Annotated in this window: 22 protein-coding genes, 2 tRNA genes and 1 CRISPR repeat array (1 of these 25 cut by a window edge); of the genes, 2 read left to right on the top strand and 22 right to left on the bottom strand. The window is 51.7% G+C overall.

The window, feature by feature from the left end:
- Positions 1 to 673: a CRISPR direct-repeat array (repeat unit 30 nt; unit sequence CTTTCAATTCTCCTAGAGTCTTATTGCAAC); it reaches 4,111 nt to the left of the window's first position.
- Between the two features lie 515 nt (positions 674 to 1,188).
- Positions 1,189 to 1,446 carry a CRISPR-associated endonuclease Cas2 gene (cas2, locus tag TEU_RS06595; protein WP_050003018.1) on the top strand — a complete coding sequence of 86 codons (258 nt, stop codon included), beginning with the start codon at positions 1,189 to 1,191 and terminating at the stop codon, positions 1,444 to 1,446.
- Here the strand turns inward: cas2 and TEU_RS06590 are convergent.
- From TEU_RS06590 to aor, 22 genes are all read right to left on the bottom strand, one after another.
- Positions 1,439 to 2,128, bottom strand: coding sequence for a CRISPR-associated protein Cas4 (locus tag TEU_RS06590; protein WP_050003017.1), 690 nt, complete (start codon positions 2,126 to 2,128; stop codon positions 1,439 to 1,441). The genes cas2 and TEU_RS06590 overlap by 8 nt on opposite strands.
- On the bottom strand, positions 2,129 to 2,203 hold the full coding sequence (locus tag TEU_RS11980) for a hypothetical protein (protein WP_265100838.1): 75 nt from the start codon (positions 2,201 to 2,203) through the stop codon (positions 2,129 to 2,131).
- 159 nt (positions 2,204 to 2,362) lie between these two features.
- Entirely contained in the window at positions 2,363 to 3,040 is a 678-nt protein-coding gene (gene csa3, locus TEU_RS06585; RefSeq protein ID WP_050003016.1) for a CRISPR-associated CARF protein Csa3, read from the bottom strand.
- Entirely contained in the window at positions 3,012 to 3,674 is a 663-nt protein-coding gene (locus TEU_RS06580; RefSeq protein WP_050003015.1) for a CRISPR-associated endonuclease Cas3'', read from the bottom strand. Before TEU_RS06580 ends, csa3 begins: the two co-directional genes overlap by 29 nt.
- Positions 3,671 to 5,236 carry a CRISPR-associated helicase Cas3' gene (cas3, locus tag TEU_RS06575; protein WP_050003014.1) on the bottom strand — a complete coding sequence of 522 codons (1,566 nt, stop codon included), beginning with the start codon at positions 5,234 to 5,236 and terminating at the stop codon, positions 3,671 to 3,673. Before cas3 ends, TEU_RS06580 begins: the two co-directional genes overlap by 4 nt.
- Positions 5,233 to 6,480: a type I-A CRISPR-associated protein Cas8a2/Csx9 gene (gene cas8a2 / locus TEU_RS06570; protein WP_050003013.1), complete on the bottom strand. Its 1,248-nt coding sequence runs from the start codon at positions 6,478 to 6,480 to the stop codon at positions 5,233 to 5,235. Before cas8a2 ends, cas3 begins: the two co-directional genes overlap by 4 nt.
- The gene (gene cas5a / locus TEU_RS06565) at positions 6,464 to 7,207 is read right to left on the bottom strand and encodes a type I-A CRISPR-associated protein Cas5a (protein ID WP_320407190.1); all 744 of its coding nucleotides are present in this window, start codon (positions 7,205 to 7,207) and stop codon (positions 6,464 to 6,466) included. The genes cas8a2 and cas5a overlap by 17 nt, the downstream gene beginning before the upstream one ends.
- 1 nt (position 7,208) lies before the next feature.
- Entirely contained in the window at positions 7,209 to 8,156 is a 948-nt protein-coding gene (gene cas7a, locus TEU_RS06560; RefSeq protein WP_050003011.1) for a type I-A CRISPR-associated protein Cas7/Csa2, read from the bottom strand.
- Positions 8,156 to 8,503: a type I-A CRISPR-associated protein Csa5 gene (csa5, locus tag TEU_RS06555; protein WP_050003010.1), complete on the bottom strand. Its 348-nt coding sequence runs from the start codon at positions 8,501 to 8,503 to the stop codon at positions 8,156 to 8,158. Before csa5 ends, cas7a begins: the two co-directional genes overlap by 1 nt.
- Positions 8,504 to 8,702: 199 nt before the next feature.
- Complete coding sequence (cas1b, locus tag TEU_RS06550; RefSeq protein ID WP_050003009.1) at positions 8,703 to 9,683, bottom strand: type I-B CRISPR-associated endonuclease Cas1b; 981 nt, start codon at positions 9,681 to 9,683, stop codon at positions 8,703 to 8,705.
- 9 nt (positions 9,684 to 9,692) lie between these two features.
- On the bottom strand, positions 9,693 to 10,247 hold the full coding sequence (gene cas4, locus TEU_RS06545) for a CRISPR-associated protein Cas4 (RefSeq protein ID WP_050003008.1): 555 nt from the start codon (positions 10,245 to 10,247) through the stop codon (positions 9,693 to 9,695).
- On the bottom strand, positions 10,244 to 12,850 hold the full coding sequence (locus TEU_RS06540) for a CRISPR-associated helicase/endonuclease Cas3 (protein WP_050003007.1): 2,607 nt from the start codon (positions 12,848 to 12,850) through the stop codon (positions 10,244 to 10,246). The genes cas4 and TEU_RS06540 overlap by 4 nt, the downstream gene beginning before the upstream one ends.
- Positions 12,850 to 13,683, bottom strand: a complete 834-nt coding sequence (cas5b, locus tag TEU_RS06535) for a type I-B CRISPR-associated protein Cas5b (RefSeq protein WP_081947217.1) — start codon at positions 13,681 to 13,683, stop codon at positions 12,850 to 12,852. The genes TEU_RS06540 and cas5b overlap by 1 nt, the downstream gene beginning before the upstream one ends.
- Positions 13,683 to 14,861: a type I-B CRISPR-associated protein Cas7/Cst2/DevR gene (gene cas7i / locus TEU_RS06530; protein ID WP_050003005.1), complete on the bottom strand. Its 1,179-nt coding sequence runs from the start codon at positions 14,859 to 14,861 to the stop codon at positions 13,683 to 13,685. Before cas7i ends, cas5b begins: the two co-directional genes overlap by 1 nt.
- Positions 14,861 to 15,169 carry a hypothetical protein gene (locus tag TEU_RS06525; RefSeq protein WP_144244827.1) on the bottom strand — a complete coding sequence of 103 codons (309 nt, stop codon included), beginning with the start codon at positions 15,167 to 15,169 and terminating at the stop codon, positions 14,861 to 14,863. The genes cas7i and TEU_RS06525 overlap by 1 nt, the downstream gene beginning before the upstream one ends.
- Positions 15,129 to 16,832: a hypothetical protein gene (locus tag TEU_RS06520; RefSeq protein ID WP_050003003.1), complete on the bottom strand. Its 1,704-nt coding sequence runs from the start codon at positions 16,830 to 16,832 to the stop codon at positions 15,129 to 15,131. Before TEU_RS06520 ends, TEU_RS06525 begins: the two co-directional genes overlap by 41 nt.
- Positions 16,813 to 17,553: a CRISPR-associated endoribonuclease Cas6 gene (gene cas6, locus TEU_RS06515; protein WP_050003002.1), complete on the bottom strand. Its 741-nt coding sequence runs from the start codon at positions 17,551 to 17,553 to the stop codon at positions 16,813 to 16,815. The genes TEU_RS06520 and cas6 overlap by 20 nt, the downstream gene beginning before the upstream one ends.
- A 127-nt stretch (positions 17,554 to 17,680) precedes the next feature.
- Positions 17,681 to 17,755, bottom strand: a tRNA-Cys gene (locus tag TEU_RS06510).
- A 20-nt stretch (positions 17,756 to 17,775) separates the two neighbouring features.
- Positions 17,776 to 17,861 (bottom strand) — tRNA-Ser (locus tag TEU_RS06505).
- 49 nt (positions 17,862 to 17,910) lie between these two features.
- Positions 17,911 to 19,056 carry a tungsten cofactor oxidoreductase radical SAM maturase gene (locus TEU_RS06500; protein WP_174412697.1) on the bottom strand — a complete coding sequence of 382 codons (1,146 nt, stop codon included), beginning with the start codon at positions 19,054 to 19,056 and terminating at the stop codon, positions 17,911 to 17,913.
- A gap of 1 nt (position 19,057) precedes the next feature.
- On the bottom strand, positions 19,058 to 19,309 hold the full coding sequence (locus tag TEU_RS06495; protein WP_050003000.1) for a MoaD/ThiS family protein: 252 nt from the start codon (positions 19,307 to 19,309) through the stop codon (positions 19,058 to 19,060).
- A 72-nt stretch (positions 19,310 to 19,381) separates the two neighbouring features.
- Entirely contained in the window at positions 19,382 to 21,199 is a 1,818-nt protein-coding gene (gene aor / locus TEU_RS06490; protein WP_050002999.1) for an aldehyde ferredoxin oxidoreductase, read from the bottom strand.
- Between the two features lie 189 nt (positions 21,200 to 21,388).
- Between aor and TEU_RS06485 the strand changes: the two genes are divergently transcribed.
- Positions 21,389 to 22,654: an Nre family DNA repair protein gene (locus TEU_RS06485; protein ID WP_050002998.1), complete on the top strand. Its 1,266-nt coding sequence runs from the start codon at positions 21,389 to 21,391 to the stop codon at positions 22,652 to 22,654.
- Positions 22,655 to 22,688 lie beyond the last annotated feature (34 nt).

Genomic DNA, 22,688 nt, shown 5'->3' with positions numbered 1-22,688 from the left:
AACACCACCGCCAAAGTTCCAATGAGATTAATAGACACACTTTCAATTCTCCTAGAGTCTTATTGCAACAAGGCTAAGTCCCTAAAGCCTTTCCCGTCCCATAGTTCTTTCAATTCTCCTAGAGTCTTATTGCAACCTCCGGTAGCCTGAACGTCCTTCTCAGGACAATTTCCCTTTCAATTCTCCTAGAGTCTTATTGCAACGAGGTTCAAGGAGGTGAAACCTATGAGTAGTGGAATCGCTTTCAATTCTCCTAGAGTCTTATTGCAACGAGCTTGACCGTCGTCGGACCCAGCATCCTTATCTCGCTTTCAATTCTCCTAGAGTCTTATTGCAACGTAGTAATGTCAGCAAGGCCCGACAGGTCTGTCTATCTTTCAATTCTCCTAGAGTCTTATTGCAACTTCGCAAGTATGCCGAGCAAGAACCAACTGTTGTTGTCTTTCAATTCTCCTAGAGTCTTATTGCAACTGTGTTTAAACATATAGCATAGTGAAGAACATGATGGCTTTCAATTCTCCTAGAGTCTTATTGCAACGCTGAGCTTCACGCGCCGGCCCTCGCAGAGCGCATACTCTTTCAATTCTCCTAGAGTCTTATTGCAACCGTGGAAGGAGAGCATGGCGTAGATGTCCTCGTTGTCCTTTCAATTCTCCTAGAGTCTTATTGCAACAGGGCGGATTTTCTGTCTGTTCGCCCAACAGGGAGTTGTACGTTCTTATATATTTAAGCTTTTCTGGAAACCCCTCAAGAAAGAATGCACAGATATTCTCCAATCGGAGTCGTCGTGAATCTCCAGATTTCCAAAATGGTGGTTGGAAGGACTCTTCCCAGTAATGCTGGTGAAACGGTTTAAGAAATGCAAACCCGTGTGATGTTGTTAAACTCCAAAATCGAAGATTAAAAAGGTCGAATCTAAAATAACATCATTTTCCACAGGCTATGGCGTTATTCAGGGGATTGACGAGCTCTGTTTTAATTCCCAAAGAAAATTCGTTACAGTTCAAGCGAGAGCATATAACAATAAGTAATAATTTTGAAACAACAAAAATTGATTTCCTGCCGCATTCGAGAAGAGATTTTTACTTTTCCTCCTCTCAAACAGCCCTTTTTGGAAATTGAGGCACTTTTAGCGTGATAGGCCAGAAAAGGTTAAATTCAGGACTTCCTAACCCTTACGGTGGTTCCATGTACATCATCGTGGTCTATGATGTGAACGTGAAGCGCGTCAACCACGTCAAGAAGTTCCTCCGCCAGCACCTCCACTGGGTCCAGAACAGCGTCTTCGAGGGAGAAGTCACGGGGGCAGAGTACGAGCGCATCAAGGCAGGGCTGAAGGAGATAATAGACGAAAGCGAAGATTCGGTGGTAATCTACCGCCTTCGCTCACAGCCCCTCCGCGACGTCCTTGGAACGGAAAAGAACCCGATGGAGAACATCATTTGACCTTTAGCTCCTCCCTGTCAATCTCGGCGCAAATCGGCTTATAGGGACAGCGGTTGCATACCCAGCCTTTCCGCCCAACCGTCGATATCCAGCTTGGGAACTTCCCGCTTTCCAGCTCCTCTACGGCCTCAATAACCCTTTTGGCCCTCCCCAGGAACCTCCTGAAGAGAGTCTCATCAAACTCGACAGGAAACACCCGGAAGTCGAGCCCGTTCCTGTCGAAGATGTAGATGTATCCCTTCTCCTTTCCGAGCATCCCCATGTAGGCGTTAATCTGCTCGACCCACTCCCGCGATGGCTCCGCGTGCTCAAGGTCGTGATTTTTTCGCGGAATCCCTTCCCCGTTGCCCTCAAACCCCTTGAACTTGAACTCAAGAACGTAGGGGCCCTTAACGGCATCAACCCGCCCAACGAGCTTCCAGCCCTCCTTCAGTTCGTATTCAACCGGCACTTCGAACTCCGCGCTCCCAACGACCTCCGCCAGCCAGCCGTGCAGGGCGGAGCCTATCCTGGCTTCCCAGCTACGCGAGGGACTGTACGCGTTGAGGTATATGTCAAGGGCGGTCTTCCTGAGGCAGTAGCTTAGAGAGGTTACCCATATCCTTCTCTCGGGCCTGTGGTTGCCGTTTATGGCGTTCTTAATTCTCTCGTTGAAGGATTTGATTTCTTCCGGGAGGTTCATTCAGACCACCCCAATCATCCCAAAACCGTGAGCATTCCTCATTCCGAGTCCAGTGTCCCAAGCAACGCGGAGCAACTCCTCATCGCCCCCCGTTCTAAAGTGGAACTCCCAAGCGCGGACCTGTTTGTATCCCGGTTTTGCCGTCGTGCTTTATTCTAAACATCTTGCTCCCTGCGCTTTCCTTTCAATTTTCCTTAGGTCTCATTGCAACAAACCTTAAAGTGGAGCAGGAGTTCAAGTCTCATTGCAACTGACCCCCATCAGCTTAATGTACGTCTTACCCGCCCGCGTGATTTGATACCTCGGGGCCCGACCATCGGGACGTTCGCTCCTAACTAAATAATAATCCGCCATCTTCTTCAACTCGTTGCTTATCGTCGCTGGAGAGACGCCAAGCTCCTCCGCTATTGCTCTAACGCTCTTTCCCTTCATCAAACCGCACAAAATCATAGCCCACCTCCTGCTGTAGGGAGCCAGAAACGAACCAAGCTCAAGGGAGATGTGGCCTGAGAGGTTCTCGAAGTCGCTCTCAACGATGACCCGCGTGCTCTTTAGGCTCATGAGTGCCAGTAAAGTCCCAACAACGAGGGGCCTCATTCCCCCCGAGAGAACTGCAAGGACAACCCTGTCTCTGGTCATGTTGTCTTCCACACTTCGCTTTATTGTGACTACCATCTCATCGCCATTTGAAGGAACCTCCAAGTGAATGATGTTCTCCTCCCCTACTATCGGCCCAACTATGCTTTCTATTGCCTTCAGGGCATTCACCGTCCTTTGTTCCTCTCTGTAGCCCTTTGGTAAAACGGCAATGAGTTTGTCTCCCCTGCCGAGACCGTCTATCTCTTCTCTCTTTCTCATCAACGCCCTGAGTATGAACTTCTCATCAAAGCCCACCGGGAAGACAACCAGCAAGGTCCCACCCCCTCACCTTCAGGGTCTCCAGGATTTCCTTCCCAAGAGTGCTCCCCTTCCCTCCCCTGTTACACGCCGCGGCGTAGTTGTCCGCCACCACAATCGGCAGAAGGAGGGTATAAACTGCCCGAAGGCTTCTCTTGAGAGTTTTCTCGACGCAGGAGTATTCCTCAACGGGTTCACTCCAGGGTATTTTATCAGGAACTTCGAGGCCTGAAAGTGCCTGTATTAGTCCGGGGCACTCTTCAGCCAGTCTTAAACTTGGAGGTCTTTTGACGATTGTTTTCCGTATCCAGTCGTGGTGATGGAGTAGAATTGCGACGGAAGCAATATCTCCGGCTTCTCCAAAGCCTGCCAAGACTTTTCGCGCTACAAGGTATGAGTAGAACTCGTGGTAGCCGAAACCCCCTCTCCTGTTCTGAAACATCTCAAGGCACTTCCCAACGTCGTGTAGAACGTACGCCTTTCTCAACAGGTCCCCTGCGGCAGTGGGGTTAAGTTCAAGGAGCCTTCCGAGAAAGGCCCCGTAGTTCCTCGCGAGATAAAGGCAATCAATCAGCTCGAGACCTCTCCGTATGTGGGCTTCCATCGTTTCGATGCACTTTCCGTTGCTGAAGTAAGCGCAAGGCCTCATGGTATACCACGCTCCCGGTCGTAATCCCCAACGTAGATAACCTCAACATCTTCACCAAGCGCTAAACTCTTTGCAACGCGGTAGGCATCGCTGATTCCGCGTAGCTCAAATTTAATATCTTTCAGCTCGACGAGGCCCTTTGAGTAAAGGTCAAGGAGCTTCCTCGGGCTTATGAGCACGACCTCACCTTCAACGGAAAGCGGAATAAGAAAACCTCTCATAATCGGGATTCCCTGCTGGATAAGCCTCTCGATTTCTCCAAGAACTTGGGGTGCTCTTTTGGAGGGTTCAGCCATGAACTTGACGAGTTTTCCGCTCAACGACTTGTTGATTAGCTTTGTAACGGACACAAGACTTGAGCCATGAACTTCGTTCACTATCCGCTCATAGGTCTGGGGAACCCTGGGGTGAATCCCCTCCTCCTTCAGAAGGTTAACGGTGAGTTCAACCTTTTCGGAAGGATACGGTCCGGTAGGTGCGTCTTCCATGATAACCACCTGGCCCTCACTGTCCCGGGCATGCCTGGCGAGCCTTCCAAGGCGCTGGAGGAGGGAGTTGATGGGTGCCCTGTCGGTAACCATTACATCGCTCGAAAAATCAACGCCGGCCTCAACCGCTTGAGTTCCAATCAGGAGAAACTCTTCATTTTTGAGCCTTCTGAGGCGGTCAATGAGGGCCTGTTTGTGGCTTGGCTTCATTCTGCCATGAATCAGGACTATTCGGTCCTTCCCGAACCCAGTATCCTCATCTAAGGCCCGATTGTACAGCTCAACCGCCCTTTCAACGGTGTTAACTATGACGGCGTTCCTCTTCCCGGGTTCAACGAACTCAAGCGGGTTGCCATTACCAAACGTCATCGAGATGTCCTTCTGGAGTTCCCTCCTTATGAAGGGGTCGTTTTCATCGGGTTTGAGCACTTCAAACTCGTAGCCGTTTTTTCTCGCATGCTTTTCAAAGAACTCAACGTGGCCACTGGAAAGAGTGGCGGTCATCACGACGATTGGAACTCCCTGAGAGGTCAGAAACTCAACAACCGAGCTGAATGCCGTCGCCATGGATTCATCTTCCAGCAGAAAGTGGGCCTCATCAAAGACAACGAGAGACGTTAAAATCGAAGCCTGGGTGAGGTAGTCGTAGCCGAACTCCCTTCCCGCCTTCACGAGGTGCCTTCTCTTTGTGTTGAGCTTCAGTAAGTCCCACGTGAACGTGTCGGCGGTTGTGATGTTCAGGGGAAAGAGGTGCATGAACTCGCCGCTCGACCCCATCATCTTCGTCCTTGAAAAACCGAAGGCCTCCTCGGCCGTTCTCTGAACGTCCTCAATAATTGACCTCATGGGGAGGACGTGGATGACCCTGTCAAAGAGAGAGGCATCATTTAGGGAGTGAAGCGCGAGGGCGTAGCTGAGGAGGGTTTTGCCGTAACCCGTGGGAGCGTTCAGAATGAGAAACGGCTTTGGGGAGGAGGTCAAAAAGCTAAACGCCTCCTCAAGGAGGGGCCTCCTCTCGGGCATAAAGCCCTTGACATCTGCGAGCCTTTTGAGGGCTTCTTCATAGGGCCTCACAGGAGCACCTCCATGTGGGGTTTCCACATGAACGCCCTCAGAACTTTCCTTAGCTCGCCGCTTGCCCTCGCATTTCCTTCAAGCAAAGCCCTGCCCTGGCGGAATAGTCTGAACAGGGAGTCCTCAATGAGCCTTTTGTTCCCGCTGTTGATGGCACGATAAAGGTCTTTGACGAAGATGTAAGCGAGCATCTCCCCGTCACCAGTTACCCGCCTGCTCAACTCCTTCTCGGCAACGTCAACGAGGGCCCACAGGGGATATTTGTGAACCGTGGCCTTTCCTTCCTTCAGCTCCACGGTTAGGGGAACTCCCCCCGTGCTAAGGGCCTTGATGCGCCCCACGTAGGAATTCAGGTATCTACTAAGGCCTGAGAGGTCAAGCTGGACCGTTTTGAGTTCTGTGTACACCTGCCCCTCAAGGCTAATCACGTGGAGGACAACGGGGTAAGCCTCCTCGGGAACGTCCCTGTTTTCCTCGGCAAGCTTCATTGCAAGCTTCATCTCGTAGAGCTCCTCCGTGCTCAGCGAAAGCCTCCCGCGGATTCCTGCCTCCGTTATCGGTAACAATCCCTGAACAACTATGTCCTCAACCTCATACGGCCAGAACCCTTCTATCCCTGGCTTTGTTATCAGGTAATACCTGCCGCCGACAAAGCCTGCAAAACCCGTAAAGAACCCCAAGGCAACGAAAGAGAACCACAGCGGGTCAAGACGTATCTGTGCTTTCTGACCTGTAGTTGGGATGAGAAAACCGCTCTGACGCTCGTAGTATTCTGGTTGCTTGATTATTGCAGGCAGTATCGCGTAATATTCCGCTTTTGGTTTCTTTCCGGGCTGTTTCCATGTTTGGCCATCAAACTCAACGCCAAGATATGTCCCGTTCTTATCAACTCTAACGGACGTTAGAGAGGCTCTGGGGTCGAGGAGTCCCTTCCTGAGGAGTTTAACTGTTTCAGTGACGACCAGCTCGAAAAGCTCCCCATAGGTTTCGGGAGCGCTCCTGTTGAACCAGACCTTGAGAACCTTATCGAAGGAGCTCCCGTCGTTCCGGCCCATCTTGGAAGTGTGCGCCTTAGCCCTATCGCCGAGTGAACGGAGGGCGCCTTCAAGGGAATCCGCCAGCTCGTTCGCGTCCGGTTCAAGGGTTCCGGTATTTATAACTACCCATGACATCCCGAGGGAAAGGAGTTCCCTTGTCAGGCCCTCGTAGGGGTAATTTGCAATCGCCTCAAGGAGCGAGGACAAGGGTCTCACCCCCTACGGTAGCGGTTCTCAGCTCTCCTCTTACCTTGACAGTATCCTCAGGGTAGAACATCACGATGCGCTTCGCGCTGGAATAGTCACCAATCCCTGAGCGCCAGTCCACTACAGACTGCAGTGTGCCCCTGCCCTGCACTTCGAATCCCTTGAAGGGGAACGCGTATGATGTCTCAGCACTGGAAGCTTCGGATATCTCGGCTTTACCCGTCTCAACGTTCTCAACGCTGACCACTGACTCCCTTGAACCAAGCCTTGTTATTCCCCACGCCGCCCTTTCGAGGTCTTTCATCGTATAAGGCCCTTTGGAGAGCTCCTCCCCGTTCACGAGGTAGACCGCAGTTATTGTGGAGTCCCCTGAACCGTACATCACCGCGAAGGGAAATGATGTGACGGCCGTTTGGAGCTCGCCCCTGTGTGTTTTGTTAATCTTCAGCAGTGCTCCGTATAGTCTTGGCTTCCCAATGGTTTTAATGGTCACCCACTCGAACAGGTTCCTAATCCCGTCTGCGGTGCTTTTGACCGTTTTCCTGTCATATACAGTCTCGGCCCTGTTTCCTGAGAGGTGGTGGAGTGGATAGGATATCGCCCCAATAAGCGTCGTCGGGGGAACGTAGCGAAGTGCCGTTCTCATCTTGCTCTGCGGCAGGGCGCGGAGGGCCACTATTCCCGTTGGTCTCATCATGACCTTTAAAAAGAAAGTCAAGGGAACCACCTCAGAACGCTCCCTGCTCCCTGAGGTAGTCCATCGCCTCCTTCAGGGCTTCCTCCGGAACCTTCTCTCCAGTCGCGACGGCGAAGAGGTAATTCTCTCCAAGGCCCTCAAGAACTTTTAGCCTTCTCTCCGTTCTGGCAATGTAATCGTCGTAAATCGGGGATGTGACGACAAACGGGTGTTCTGTGACGGCTACTGCCACCTCGGTTATGCCTCCCACCGGGAAAAAGCGGGAGAGCTTTGCTCCGAACTGCGCGGAGGAGAGCATCCTGAAGAGAGCCCTCAAGGCGGCCTCACGCCTGGTCTTTATCTCGTCCTCGTCGAGAATCGGCTCCGAGGTTATGGCGCTCACACCTATGGCATCGAGGTCGAGGTTAAACGTGAAGCCGTAGAGAGCAGTGCCGGTCTCCACGTAGTATATCATCTGCTCAGAGGCGTTGCCCTTCTTGCTTGAGGAGTCCATCTGGGCGTGCCTCGCGTGGAGCTGGGGTTCTGAAGTCGCGAAGAGGGCAACAGACTTGACGGGCAGGGCGTAGCTGACCTGAAAGGCTGAGCTCCTTCTGACCGGTGGCTTCTCCGCGTAGAGGAAACCGCCAACGTCTTCAACAACACAGGACCTTACTATGGCAATTTCAATATCCCTCGGGTCGTCGGGAATCGGGTTGACCTTCTTCTTGAGGTGAACCTTGTTCATGGACTTGTAGAACTCGTCCCTCCTGCAGTCGTCGCAGACTGGCAGGCCCAGGCCGAGAGCTTCCCTAACGAGGTGCTCCTGGTAGGCATGGGCGAGGCTCTCACCGCTCAGCGCCGGAACGTAGACTGTCTTGAGCCTGCCGTCCTCCTCAACGAGGTAGGGAACGCGCCTGTGCTTGCTGTAGTTTCCGGCCGTTTCAACCATGTTCAAAGCCTCGACGTTCGCCTCAAACCTAACACCAACGCTCAAAAACATCACTCATCCCCTCCAGACTCATTTTTTGAGGGATACGCAAGGGCAAGGGTTGCAACACGCTTTGCAACGCCAATATCGGAGCGTACATCGTCGAGAAAAGCCTTAATCTCTTCCTCAGTGGGTATGCCTGGAACCGGAATCTTCTTCCCGTCCTTCTCCACGTACCTTCTTCCACTTTCGTCAACGGGGGCGCTTTCGCGTACTGACCTGAAGGCCCTCAGGGCCTCGTGGAGCGTTACTTCCACAGGTTCAGGATTTAGGGCGTTTCCAATCCTGTCCACATAGCCGAAGTTCTTCATTTGTACGAAGAACCTCAGCATTTTTACTATTCCTTCGTATTCGGACATTGGATCACCTCGATAATAGTAGCACACATCTACATATAAGTTTTACGATTAGAATCGTTTAGTAGGAACAACAGATTGTTTAGAAAAAGCTAAACATAAAATGGAACCAGTGGGTAGAATACGTGGACGTTTCCGCTTGGGGGTGTTTTTGTATAGTCTCCAAACAGGTCCCGAGCGTGTTTAGCCATAGCTGAACACCTCAGAACCAAGCCACCAGCGGTTCGTACTCCTTCACCCCAATGAGGTGCTTGATGAGCTTGTAGGCCTCAAGGCGAATGAGCCTCTTTTTTGTCACGTTCTTCTTTAATTCCGGATGCCTTACGCTTTTGGACAGCTCCTTCTCGTACTCGGAAAGGACCTTCTTCATTCCCTCCTTCGTCAGGAGGACACCTTTGAGCTCCTCTCTGAAGTGCCCCTTTGAGAGCATTCTCTTGGTTACGAGCCTCGTCGCGAGCCTGTCCGCTACAATCGGCTTGAAAATCTCGCTCAGGTCGAGGGCAAGGGAGAATCTCCTTTCCCCGGGCTCGTGAAGGTAGCTGACGGTAGGGACAAGCTGGGTGTTGTAGAGCTCGCTCACAATGGTCGCGTAAAGCCTCGAATTCAGAAAGCTTATCAGCGCGTTCATCTCGTTCTCCGGCGGCCTGCGAGTGCGCTTAACTATCTTGAAGCCCTCGGGAAGGTGGCCGTCCCACCTCGAGTAATAGGCCTCTCTAATCCTTGCCTCGACGTTCATGACCTCGGTTATCTTCCGCGCCCCCTCAAGTTTCTCCAGGAGTTCCCTCAGCTCCTCAGAGAAGCCATCATTAACTTTCCAGCGCTTTAAGTTACGCTCCATGTTGAGCGCGCTCCCCCTGACGAAGAGCCTCGCTAGCCTAAGGCGCTTTTCCCCGTCAAGGTAGTGCTCCGCCTGCCTGATGACCAAATCTCCCGAGTTAAGGCTCTCCCTCGGGTAAAAACTGCCGTCGTAGTGGCCGTAGTGGTTGAAGAAGTGAACCGCTATCCCCTTCTGAGCCAAAAAGTGGAGCGCCTGGGAGGTTATCGTCACGTGACCATAGACGTAGATGTCGTAAATTCCCTCAACAGCCAGTGGCCTCCTCCCAAGTTCGTTCTCGAAGTAGAGCGTGTTCTCCCTCCTGAAAAGCGTTCCGTCAGAGAGCAGGGTCAGGGAGCGCTTCCTCATGTGACCACCTCAAACCCAGCAGAGTTCGTAGTAGGCGCATTTGAGGCACTTCTTTAATTTAACGGGCTTCGGTGGAGCCGGGAGAGATTTAATTCGCTCAACCTCTTTTATCGCCTTCTCGATTTCACCCTCCCTTCCGTCGAGAGTTACCTCCTTTGTTTCGTTGAGCTTCGGGTAGTGGAGAACGGCCCTCGCCTTGATGCCGAGCTTTTTGAGGTAGTAAAGGTAGTAGAGCGCCTGCATTTCGTGGGCCTTCTCCATGCTTTTGCTCAGCTTGACCTCGTGGACTTCTATGACGTCGCCCCGCCGAATGAAGTCAATCTTTATGCTTCCGACGAGGACTTCCTTCTCCTCGTTGGCGTAGCGCTGCTCGTGGAGAAACCTGCCGAGGTCAACCCACTCGTTTTCCTGCTCCATCGTGATGCCCTTGGCGAAGTACCAGAGCTTAGTCGGGCAGATGAAGAGGTAGTTGATTTCGGTGCCGGTGATGAGGAGGTCGGTTAGGGGGTATTCTGCTCTATTGGCGTTACAGTTTTCATTATTGCAGTTTGGGTCATAACTCATAGAATGTCCCCCGACTCATCGAGGTCCCTATTAACAACCTCATCAACTCCAAACTTCCAGAGCTTCTCCGCCTTGTCTTTGCCCCACGTTACAATCACTGGGTAGCCCTTGAACGTGTTGTGTAGAGCATGCTGAAGATTCCCATCCTTGAGAACAAACCAGATAGGCACGTTAACTGAAAACTCCTGGAGTATCTTCCTGAGTTCCCATTTGCCAACCTCGCGCCCGAGTTCCTGAGAGAGCTTCTGCGTAATATCACTCCAGCCCAGTTTGAAATTCTTAGGGTCGCTCAGCAACTCCCCGAACTCCCTCACGGTTTCGGTGTAACCGTATTCCACCATCAGCGCGGGCACAACGAAATACATTCCACCCATCTGGCGGAAAACGCGCTGGGCTTCGCTCTTCTTTTCGAGGGTGAAGTAGTCGAGCTTTGCCAAGAGTTCTTCAATCCGCCCCATGTACGCTTCAAGGATTTTGCCCCGATAGACGTCCTTTATGGCGTTCCTTTCGTCTTCATAGTTGAGGGGTCTTCCTTCAAGTGAGTCGATGACTTCTGCAGTCTTCTGAAGCACCTCATCACTAATTCCCCCTCCGTACACTGCCCTTGTTCCCCTATCAATGCCAGAGAACACGATGATGTTGGGGACACCTTCGTAATCCGTTTCCCTGTTCCTGTAAACCCTGCCCCACCTCTGAACTTGGCTGTCGATTGGAGAGATCTCGGTTATCATGGCGTCAAAGTCAAGGTCCACCGAGGCCTCAACGACCTGAGTTGCTATGAGAACAACATTCCTGCCTTTTTCAAGACTGGACTTAACTTCGAGGACAACCTCTGCCTTCTTTTTCTCGGGCAGGCGTGAGTGGAGGAGGTAAACATCCCAGCTACCAACCAGCTCCGAAATGCGTTTGTAAGCCTCAATTGCCTTCTTTACGTTGTTGAGAACCACCATGACGCTCCTAAAGCCACGTCCTTCGAACTCCTCAATCGCTGAAAGGACTTTTTCAAGGCCTTCGAATTCAGGCCCTTCATCGGTGTACCTGAAAAGATTTCCTTCTACGAGCTTTACGTGATGCCGTTTCAGGTGAAGGTTCTTGACGTCAAGTCCGTGCTTCCTTGACTCCTCAAGAACATCAACAATTTCAAACCCATCCTTTCTGAGGAAATCCTCGATATGGGGTGGCAGTGTTGCGGTAATCACGAGCACCTTTCCGCCGGCCTCTTTTATAAGTCGGAGAGTTTTCAGGAAGACAGCGGCCATCTCTGGAGTGTAGGCCTGAACCTCATCAACGACTATCGCCGATTCTGGGTAAACCGAAATAACCTTGTCCGAGCCGTAGTAGTTGAGACCGGTGAGGAAAACTTGGTCAGGTGTTGATAACATTACTGGCATCGCCAAAAGTCCTGCCGAGTTCACCTTTTTCTCGACCTCGATGTCGCTTCCAGAGCCTTCCACGTACTCCATGAAAGCGGTTGAATGCAATAAACCAACGTGCTCCCCATCAAAGTACTCCTCTGACAGTCGCCTGTAGAGGTCGTTTAAGGCCACTCTGAGCGGAAGCGTGTATATTAGCTTACCCCTCCTCCGCGACCAGAAGATGGCCAGTTCGGTCTTTCCTGAACCTGTGGGGGCAACGACGACGAGGTAGTCAGAATCCCGTTCTGACAACAGCTCCTCCTGCCAGAGCCTTCCAAAGTTGGCTTTCTGGTTCCTCAGCTTTTCAGCAATTCTTCTCCTTATCCTTTCATCAACATCGTCAAAAACTTCCGAGAGATTGAGCGAGCCCTCGATTTTGAAGTCTCCACTTGAGGAATAGTCACATCTCCTAAGCATGCCAAGGAATACAAGAAAATCAACATCAAGCCCCGTAGGAGTGTAAAGAGGAACGTCCTCTGACAAATCGTCGTCCCAGGTTTCAACCTTTTCTTTTAGCATCCTTACCCTTGAGAAATTCACGTTAATCTCGGCCACGGCTTCCTGTATGAAGCGCTCTCTAAACTCACTCTTTATGGTCATGAGATAGTCCTTGAGAAATCTTTCGAGCTCCCTTCTCTTCGAGACCAAAAAACCCAAGTACTTCTCGACGTCATCGGGATAAAGCTCCACTATGTGGGAGAAGTCCTTATCATCAGAGAAGAACTCGTTGTAGTGGTGAAGCAGAACCGCCGTTCTGATTTTCTTGTCCCAAATGGAATCTCCAATTAACCCAGCGCTCCAGAGAACCGACAGAATTTCATGGCGAGCATTTATTCCTCCACTCCCTTTTAGGAGTTGGGTTAGTTCCGCGGGAAATTCCCCCTTTCCATAAAGCTTCCTCTGGAAGTCGAGGCTTATTTTGCCAAGATCGTGAATGATTATTGCCTTCGCAAGGCTCTTGAAGAGTTTAAAACGCTCCTCCGGGTTCCTGAGGGCCGGATAGGTCACCGTTCCGTTCAGGTTCTCAATGAACTCATAAAGTTCAACGCATCTCTTCAGAGCAGATTTTACGTGATCGATGAGCAGAACGTCGCCTTCACCACTCTTCGCCCTGAGAAGGGACAACAGCGGAACCTTCTTGGTGTCGTTACCTTCTTTGAGAAATTCATCAATACTCGTCTGAGGCATCACAACCACCCGCTCGCCTTTTTATCTGCAACCACTTTAAGGAGGACCCCATCAAAGGAATACTCTTCGAACTTTACTTTATCCTCGAATTTCAAGAACGTCCAGGCACCAACATAGACCACTGACTTGAACTCAACATCCCTAAAAGTTTCAGTGCCTATCTCTGCCTTGTGCTTCACGGGCTTTCCTTTGTTTTTGAAGACCACCCTGATAGGGATTGAGTATGTGGGGTACTCTTTTTTCCTCAGCATTTCAACTGGCACGTCAACGTAGGTCGGGTATTTAATCGCTATCTCCCGCGCCATCTTTTCCTTTCCATTAACGAACTCAACTCTTCTCAGGAAGATAACATCCTCACTCCTTCCGAGTGACAGAACTTTTTCAGGCTTCTCAAGCGACGCTTTAATTTCATGGAGAAAGTCCCCGTCCCCTCTAAGCAGGATGTAGAGCCAGCCGTTGAAGAGCTCCTGTTGGAGAACCGGACTTCTTTGAGAGGTCATGGGGAAACCGTAAAGAGGTAAGTTTTGGTTCCAGAGGGCAGGCTTGCCCCTGAAGCGAACGAGGGATATTCCAGTCTTGGTGGCCTTTATCAGTTGCTGGTAGTTCCAGAAAACGCTTTCAAAGCCCCCGTGGACGCTGACTCTGAGGTTCCACCATTCTTCCACTCCCCTGTCGTTGCCGTACCAGTCGTTGAGCGCGTTCTGGAGCATGCCGATTATGGTGGACTTTGGTGGTAATGGATAGGTCTGAGCGTAGTAAAAGGTGAAAGGATTGCGGTACTGGGCGAAGGGCTGAAACAGCTCAATAAGGAGAGTTCTCTTGGCCATAGCCATCACTTGAGCCTCACTTCTACGCTCGGGTCTTTGAAGATCTTCACCTCTGAGAGCCTCTTCCCTTGGAAGAGCTTTTCAACGGCAGATAGAACGGCAGACTCGTTGAGCTCGGCCACGTCGATGTCCCCTGAAAGGCCCGTCATCTGGAATATTGGCTTCCTGCTCTTTGAGACAACGTGCTTTATCCTGACGACCTTCTTCCCGTCCTCCTCTCGTTCCTCGATTTCATCGTATTCCTCCTCGCTGTACTCGTCGATAAGCTGAATCCTGTCCTTGAACGTCTGGTAAGATGCGTCATTGTAAATTCCGAGAACGAGGAGTCTCGGCCTAAGGTCTTCCTCCCTGCCCTTGATTGAGCGCTTTAAGCTTAATAGCCCCCTAACGAGTCTCTCCACGCGCTTTTTCTTTTCCTCTGGGGATAGAGAGTATCTGATGTGAACGAGTTTGTTGTTGATTCTCTCAAAGGACTCAAGCTCAACCTTTTCGCTCTGAAGCAGTTCCCGTGTCTCCTTTTTGTTTTTGAGAATAAACTTGGTCCTGCCGTTCTCATTGATAACGTCCTCGATTTTCATCTTTATCTCCTTGTTCTTCTCGTCTCTCCCAAGGGTAACCTCACTACCAAGGGTTACAAAAACGTCAATGGTGCCGACCTCATCGACATCAACGACGAGTGAGTACAGGTAGAACGTCTCGTGCTCTTCCGCGGTGAAAGGGTTTGGCTTCATCTCACCGTGAACCTTTCTCATTCTGTTGGCCATGCCGAGATTGGCGTTGAAGAGGGCGTCGTAGTTGAAGGGCGTCATCGAAACCGCGTGGCTTAACTTCGCCGGAGCGCTCCTGAAGTTCTGCGGTGTCGTGGAGGTTATGAGGTACCCAAATAGGTCAAACTCGGGGTAGAGGAGTATCTCTCCCGTGAGGAGAAGGTCCGTCGCGGGCTGTATCACTGTGTTGTCACCACTTCCGGCACGGTGGAGCTTCTCGCCTTCGGCAACTTCCCACAGACCGAGTTTCCTTCCGGTTTCGAGGAGACTGTACCTGAGCGCATAGCGACTAACCAGTGTGTACTGCCTCCCGTCCCAGCGGGTTATCTTCTTCAGCTCCTGATAGTTGCCGCTCCCCTGGTCGTAGTTGAGGGAACTTCCATAAAAGACCACGTCCATAACCAAAAACCTGCCCATCAGCTTTCACCCCCGGCCATTATCCCAAGTATTACGGAGTAGGCAACCTTTTCAAAGTCAGACTCCGAAGAAGGAAAGACCTCCATGAGCACGGAAGAAAGCTCTCTGGCCTTTGGATTGTCCTTGGAGTGGGCGTTGATTGCTCTTAAGAGGACCCATAGAAACCTGTTCTGGTCGTTTGCCTTGACGGCGTTGAGTAGATCGAAAACGAGCTTCTGCCGGTAGTTTTCGGAACCGGCCCCGCCGAGAACTTCTCTACTAAGGCTTTTAATCTTCCACAATGTCCTGTCCTGAACTTGCATCTCCACCGCCTCCAACAAGACCTATAACGAGGGCAAGGGCAAAATCCTCCCAGGAGGAATCGTTGTTCAAAACACGCCTAAAGAGGTAGGAGTTAATTATGGCTACTTTGTCTCTGCTTTTAGCCTGGAGAAGTGCCTTGAGGAGTGTATTGACAAAGGCGTCTCTGTTGTGCCTTCTCAGTGCTGAGAATAGAGGGTGAATCAGGTTCTTCCCGCCGATTTCAGGCGAAAGCTCTTTGATTGTCATGGCAACGCCGTTCATATCCCTGTGGAAGTCCTTAACCTCGACAGCCGCTCTCTTTGGACGGTCAAGGAAAGCCCGGCCAAACAGACCTGAGTTCCCTTCGCTCCTCAACTTCGCATCAACGGCGAGAGCATAGAGGCTGGTTCTCCATTTAGGAGAACTGTTTTTCCTCACGACATTCCAGATGTGTTTCGAAATCAGCGGGTAGAGGGGCTTCTGCTTTATGAACTCACCGAGAAGCCAGATGTTTGAGTCACCTGTCGGTAATGAAGTGTTTAGAGCGTCTCGTATCTTGTCGTCGAGGATTATCGAGGCATGAAGCTTTGGGATGCCAATGTATTCAACGCCCTTGAGCTTCTGGTTCTCGATGTTTTCAAACTCAATAATGTACAGGTTCTCAAGGGAAAACCTCGCCTTTGTCTCCACAATCTCATCTATTATCGCAGACCAGGTTAGTTTGAAGAGTCCAGCATTGCCATTAGAACTTTGAATACGAACCTTTAACCTCTTGTTTATTGCATAACAGCTCTGGAGTTCAGGGACATAAACCATTATGTAACTCCCCGGAATTCTTTGGAAGGCGTTGAAGAAGGACAAGAAAATAATATACGCGGGTATCCCTGCAGGGAGCATTTTTGTTATCTGCTCTGTAGTCAAGGGTCTCGTGTAGCTCACGTTGGGGAATTCCACAGGGGAGTAAAGGAAAGGATTTATTGTGGAATCGGGAATTCTCTCGTAAGTTGGGGATTTTCCACCCTTGATTTCCTTCAGCTTTCCGTAATCCATCTTAAGAAGCCAAAACAGATACTGAAAAGCGAGAACTGGTTCTTTCTTGGGATTGTAGAGAAAGAAGTTCCTGTGGTCCTTGGGTATCTGGAGCTTATAGTTTCCAATTACTTGTACGAGAAGTGTTTTAACGTTTTCAAAGTTGTTTTTTGAATCCGTGAGTATTTCATCAACAAGACCGTCCGATGCCTCTTGGAGCTTTTTCCGTTCTGTAGCCAGGGCTTGCTTTTCCCAATCAATTTTTTTGAAGAGCTCCTCCATTTCAGCTCTCAAGGATTCAATCTTTCTCTCGCTTTTTTCAATTCTCTTTCTCAACTTTTTCCCTTCTCTTCCAGAACTTTTTGAAAGTTCCTTGTTTAATGTATTGAGGGAGTTCTCGAGTTCACTGAGCTTCTTTCTAACCTCAAATATCTTGGAGTTCAAATCTTGAACATTCTTGATATATTGATGATATACGGAATGATGGAACAGATAAGCCAGCGGAAAATATCCATAATAAATCTTCTCTGGCTCCTCCTTAATGCGTCTCTGGAGCCATTCCAAATCCCAGCCGTAAACTTCCTCCATTAAATTAACAAAGCCTAAAATGCCGGCATCTATAAACCAGTTTCCAGTGAACCTAAGTTCTTCTCCTCCCATCAACCTTCACCATCCCGAACCCTATCGAGTTCTTCTCGCCGAAGCCGACCTGATAGCCGACGCGGAGGAGCTCTTCACTTCCCCTCGCTCTGAAGACCAAGTGCCACGCCCTCTGGTAAATACCCGGCTTCACCTCAAGCCTCTTGGGCTTGGCGAGGATAACGTCCAGCTCGATATCTTTCTCCTCAGGCTCTTTCCCGTAAAGGGCCACATACTTCTCAAGCAGGTTTTCGCGGAGGTTGTCATAGAACTCGGGCTCAGTTGGGCCAAGGTCGTAGCGTTTTAGCTTTCCAAACTGCATTTTTAGAGTCGTAACCGCAACGGGGGAGAGGGTCACCAGCTTTCTGCCGCTCAAGGTCTTTGGCTCTGGAACCGCTTTCACTTCCTTGACGAAGAACCTCTCGCCCCACAGCTCGACCAGAGGTTCCTGGAGAAGCCCTCCAATGAACGCCTCCGCGATTTCAGGGACGGCCGTGGAGAAGTAGAAGTATGCCCCATTGTAGCCATGAAAATACGGCCTGCCGTCGAGAAATTCTCTCTTTTCGGCCATGAACAGGGAGAACGTGAAAAACTTTGGAATCTTAGGATTGTGGAGCTTGAGGCTGAGCTCCGGGTTGATACGCTGTATTCTCCTGTAAACCAACCCCTGGAGGTAGTGGAGATGATTGAACGGGACTTTAAACGGCTCACTTTGGGATGTTAGTCGTATTGAAAATCTCAAAGTATCACCCCTGCTACAACGGAGGATTGAAATCATGAGAATGTGCACAGTAGAACCTTATAAAGATTTCGAGAACCCAAGCAGAACACAGTGAACCACCCAGAAGGAACAGAATGCCAAAAAGGTTTGGAGCCGGGACCGGGATTTGAACCCGGGTGAAAGGGATCTGCAGTCCCTCGCCTCGCCTCTAGGCTATCCCGGCATTGACCCAAGAGAAGTTAATGGCGCCGCGGCGGGGATTTGAACCCCGGTGGGCACCGCCCACCGGCTTAGCAGGCCGGCGCCCTACCAGGCTAGGCTACCGCGGCACTCCAACGCCCGACTTATATGAGCCTGGGAGGGTTTTTAAGCTTTTTGCTAATAGAACTTCCCAAAGTTGTGCTGTGGGATGGGACACTGGACGATTCTCCTGGCCCAGAGGCAGTCGGCACAGCTCGGCTCGTTGCCCCAGCAGTCTACGTCGCTCGTTTTAACGAAGTCGCAGGCATCAACAAGAGGGCAGTCTGTACAGGACGGGTACATGTAGTTCTTCATCGTAAAGCGGAACCAGGTGTACTTTTCACTCGTCCAGATTTCCGCAAGGCTCTTTTCCCTGACGTTTCCGAAGGAGTAGGCGTTCACCTTCTTCTTTCTTCCAAAGATGTACTCGTAGTAGCTGTGAAGGAAGCGGTAGCAGGGGGCAACCTCACCGTCCCATCTGACCACTGCAACGTTGTTTTCATCGAACTCGCACTGCCTCTCCGTCTTCAGTTCAAAGTAGGGGAGCTTTATGTAAAGCCCGTTGTGGGCTACCTTATAAAGCTCCTCAAGTATGGGCTTCATGTCAACGCTCCCGTCGTAGACTATGTCCTTTGTCTGTTCCTCTGTTAGTGGCAGAAGGTTTGATACAAGCATGGAATCAACGCCGAGGTCGAGGAGATAACGGGCGAGCTCAGGAAGCTCCCTGTAGTTCTCTTTCGTGACAACGACTTCGACTCCAATGCTCGGCCTGTGCGTCCCGTATTCTTCCCTGTACTTTACAAGCTTCCTGATTTTATCCGCTGTGACCGCCGCGGCGATGTGGCCGAGGGTTATGGCGTTCTGTGCCGTCGGAACAGTGTCCATGGAAAAATATACGAGGTCAACCCCAAGCTTCGCAAACTCCCCCAGCATATCGTCCGTGAGGAGCGTCCCGTTGGTGCTCATTCCCAGCGCAAAGCCGCGCCTCTTGACTTCTCTGACCATGTCCATGAAGCGCGGGTGGACGGAGGGCTCTCCTATTCCACCGAAGTAAATCATCTTCAGGTTGGGGAACTCCTCTGCATCGTCGAGTATCTTGAGAAAGAGCTCCCAGTCCATGTCACCCTCTTCGTCCTCCCAGTACTGCTTGAAGCACATCTCGCACTTGAGGTTGCACCTGCTGGTTATTTCGATGTAGAGGTACTTCATATCAAGCTTCGGCCTGACTATGACTTTTCCGTCCCAGAGGCTAAATGTGTACTCCTTGCCGACTTCCTTGGCCACTTTAACCACCACCTGCCGGCGGGAAAATGCTGACCGTGTCGTCATCGCTTATTGGGGTCTCAAGACCCTGGAGGTGCTCTATATTTTTCCCGTTCACGAGGATAATGAAGCCTCGCTCAAGCTCCTTCTTGAAGCCGGGGAAGCGCTTATCGAGCTCGTCCAGAAGTTCTCGCACGGTTCTAACACCGGTGACTTCAAGCATGCGTTTTCCAACGATGTCGATGAGCGTCGCAAACACCTTGACCTTTACCATATGATCACCTTAAACAGGCTCATGGGCGAGAGGCTATTAAAAAGTTGCTGGGCAAAAATGGGTAGAAAAGTGTCAAAGGAACTCGGCAATTCCGAGCTCTTCCGCCTTCTCCTTTGGAACCCTCCCGTCCTCGGTCCAGCCGCGGAGCTTGTAGTAGCGCGGGAGCATCTCCTTGAGCCTGACGACGTGGCCCTTGTTCGGGCCCTCTGGCATCGGCTCTTCGAGGAAGCGCTTGGGCAGGCTGTCGTCCCTCGCCGGGTCGAGGCCGGCCTTGAGGTTGAATATCCTCTCGGCGTTCCAGATGCGCTCGCCTATCTTCAGGTAGTCCTCGGTGGTGAAGTCCCAGCCAAGGGCCGCGTTGAGGAGGTCGCGGTAGTCGTCCGCACCGAGGCCGAAGGTCGTGAAGACACAGAGTCCCGCGGCGTCAATGATGGCAGTGAGGTCCTGGAAGACTATGAGCATCTTGATCTTGTCGTCGCCGATGTCGTGCGGGTCCATCTTGTATGGGTAGCCGAGGATTTCGGGGCTTATCATGTAGTTCTTAATGTGGCATCCACCGCGGTTGTTGGTGGCGTAACCGAGGCCGTGCCCCTCGGCACCCCTCGGGTCGTAGGCCGGAAGTTCAAGCTTCTTGACGCTCATTGAGAATTCGGGGTGGCCGTACATCTCGGCGAAGCGGTAGCTTCCTTCAGCGAGCTTGTCTCCAAGGCCTTCCCTCTTGGCTATCTTCTCGATGTAGTAGTGGAGAACCTCTGTGTTGCCCCACCTGAAGGGCGGAGCGTCGCCGAGCTCGTCGTCGGTGAGGTAGCCCTTCTCGTAGAGCTCCATCGCAGCGGCCAGGGTTCCGCCGGTCGAGATTGTGTCGAGACCGAACTCATCACACTGGTGGTTGGCCTCGATAATGCTCGCGAGGTCGTTTATGCCGAGGTTGGCACCAAGCGCCCAGATGCTCTCGTACTCAGGCCCCTCAGTGACGCCAACGGTCGGGAGCCTGTTGACCCTCCCACAGCCTATCGGACAGGCGTAGCACGGCTGGTTCCTTATGAGGTACTTCTTGGCCATCGCCTCACCGCTCTGCTCGTAGGCGTGCTCAAAGACGCCGGTCTGGAAGTTCCTGGTCGGGTAGAGGCCGTTTTCATTGATGATATTGACGAGGACAGCTGTTCCGTACTTCGGAAGGCCTCCTCCGGCGGTGGGGTCGTTCTTGAGCTTGTTTATCTTCTCCCTGATGGTGAGCATGAACTTCTGCCTGTCGGCTATCGGGACGCTCTTGCTTCCCTCGACGACTATAGCCTTGAGGTTCTTGCTTCCCATGACTGCACCGACGCCACCTCTACCGGCCGCCCTGTGGCCGTCGTTCATTATAGCCGCGAACTTGACGAGGTTCTCACCGGCCGGGCCTATGCTCAGAATTCTGACCTTCTTACTGCCTACCTCCTCTCTGAGGGTCTTCTCGGTCTCGCTCACTACTTTGCCCCATAGGTGGGAGGCGTCCCTAATCTCAACGTTGTCGTCCTTGATGTAGATGTAAACCGGGTTGTCGGCCTTTCCTTCGACTATTATGCCGTCCCATCCGGCGAACTTGAGCTCCGCTCCAAAGTAACCGCCGGAGTTGGCCATGGTTATGAAGCCGGTCTGGGGGCTCTTGGTGACGACGTTGTACCTGCCACCGGTGGGCGCGCTGGTTCCGCTGAGCGGGCCGGGGGTTATTATGAGCTTGTTGTCAGGGCTGAGCGGGTCAACTTTCGGGTCCATGTCACGCAGAAGGAAGTATATCGCCAGACCCCTGCTCCCGAGCCACTTCTTGGCGAGCTCTTCGTTGTACTCCTCAACCTTGACCTCTCCCGTGGAGAGGTTCACTCGCAGAAACCTGCCCCAGTTTCCGTACATAAAACCACCTCACGACAAATAAGTACATTGTCGTATATAAGAGTTGGGGAAAACACCATTATGTTCACCGGAGTAGAAGTTAAACAGAATAACTTAACTAAAACAACAACCAATTGGGGCCTCTCAAGGACTGCTCCGGAAGAAAATGGGACAGAAAAGAATAAAACAGAGCAAGCTGAGCTACCAGCGATGGTCGAACTCTTCAACTCAAAACTCTGTGCGGTCTGCAAGGGCAGGAAGCTCCTCTGCGGAAGGCCGACCTGCCCGATTCTTGAGCGGTTTAGGGTAGTCAGAAGTGTGGAGCAGAAGCTCAACAAGCGCCACCTCTTCGGCTCCTCCCCACCGAGCATCTTCGTCGGCGAGTACGGCTACCCAAAGGTCAGGGTAGGCCCCCTTGTGCCTCCGATTGAAGGTAACACCAGCCACCTCGACAATCCTCTTAAGTGGGAGAACAAGACGATAAAGGACATCCTCTACTACCGCTCCCTTCTCGTTATGGGCGAGACAAAGGCAGACGTCAGCGTGAGGAAAAGCGGTAGGATTCTGGGCGAGGTTCAGGAGCTGGCGATGTCAATAAAACCCGTGGACAGCGAGATAATACTAAAGAGAAAACCCGTCCTCAAGGTTCTGCCGAGCGAGTTCGCCCCGCCCATCGGGCCTAAAGCGGAGCTCCTCGACTTCGAGCTGACAGAGAACCCAAGGATACCGAAGAGAACCGACTACGTTGTGAGCGATGAACTGAAGGCGGAGCAGGCCATAATGCGCCTCTATAACTGGGGCTTTGACGAGTACTACATCATAAGGCTCCTCTCGGCAGGTCTCCTTGGAATTGAGAGAAAGCTCGTCCCGACGAGGTGGAGTATAACGGCCGTCCAGGACACGATTGGGAAGAACCTGCGGCGCGAGATTCTGCACTATCCGGGGATAAATGACTACGAGGTCTACTTCTACCGCTTCCTTGGAAACCGCTACGCCGTCCTGCTGATGCCTGAGAGCTACTCCTTTGAGCTCCTTGAGGTCTGGCTCAAGGGCTCTCTCTTCGGCAGTGAGAGGCCGAGCGTCATACACGACTACGAGGACTTCAGGGGGAGAAAAGAGTACGTCAAGGAAACGGCCGGCGCATACCACGCCGCCCGCTTAAGCGTCCTCGAAGCTCTCAGAGCGAGAAGGAGGCAGGCACGGGCTGTCGTCTTTAGGGAAGTCACGCCCGAGTACTACGCCCCCGTCGGCGTCTGGCAGATTCGCCTAGGCATAAAGAAAGCGTTGAACAATCCAATCGGTCGTTTTGAGACGCTCAACGAGGCCCTCGATGCCATAAAAAGACGCCTTGAGCACCCGTTCGAGGAGTACCTCAAGAGGAGCTACATCTTAGGAAGTCTCGCGAGGCAGAAAACCTTAGACGAGTGGCTCGGAAAGAATTTATACCGCCTCAACAGAGAGAAAGCAGGTGGATGATGACCACTCCATCCCACTGAAGATGATGAGTGCA

Origin of the sequence: Thermococcus eurythermalis, assembly GCF_000769655.1 — an archaeon.
GTDB lineage: Archaea > Methanobacteriota_B > Thermococci > Thermococcales > Thermococcaceae > Thermococcus > Thermococcus eurythermalis.
Note: the sequence above shows the minus strand (reverse complement) of the source record. Positions and strands in the feature narration are given on the sequence as shown.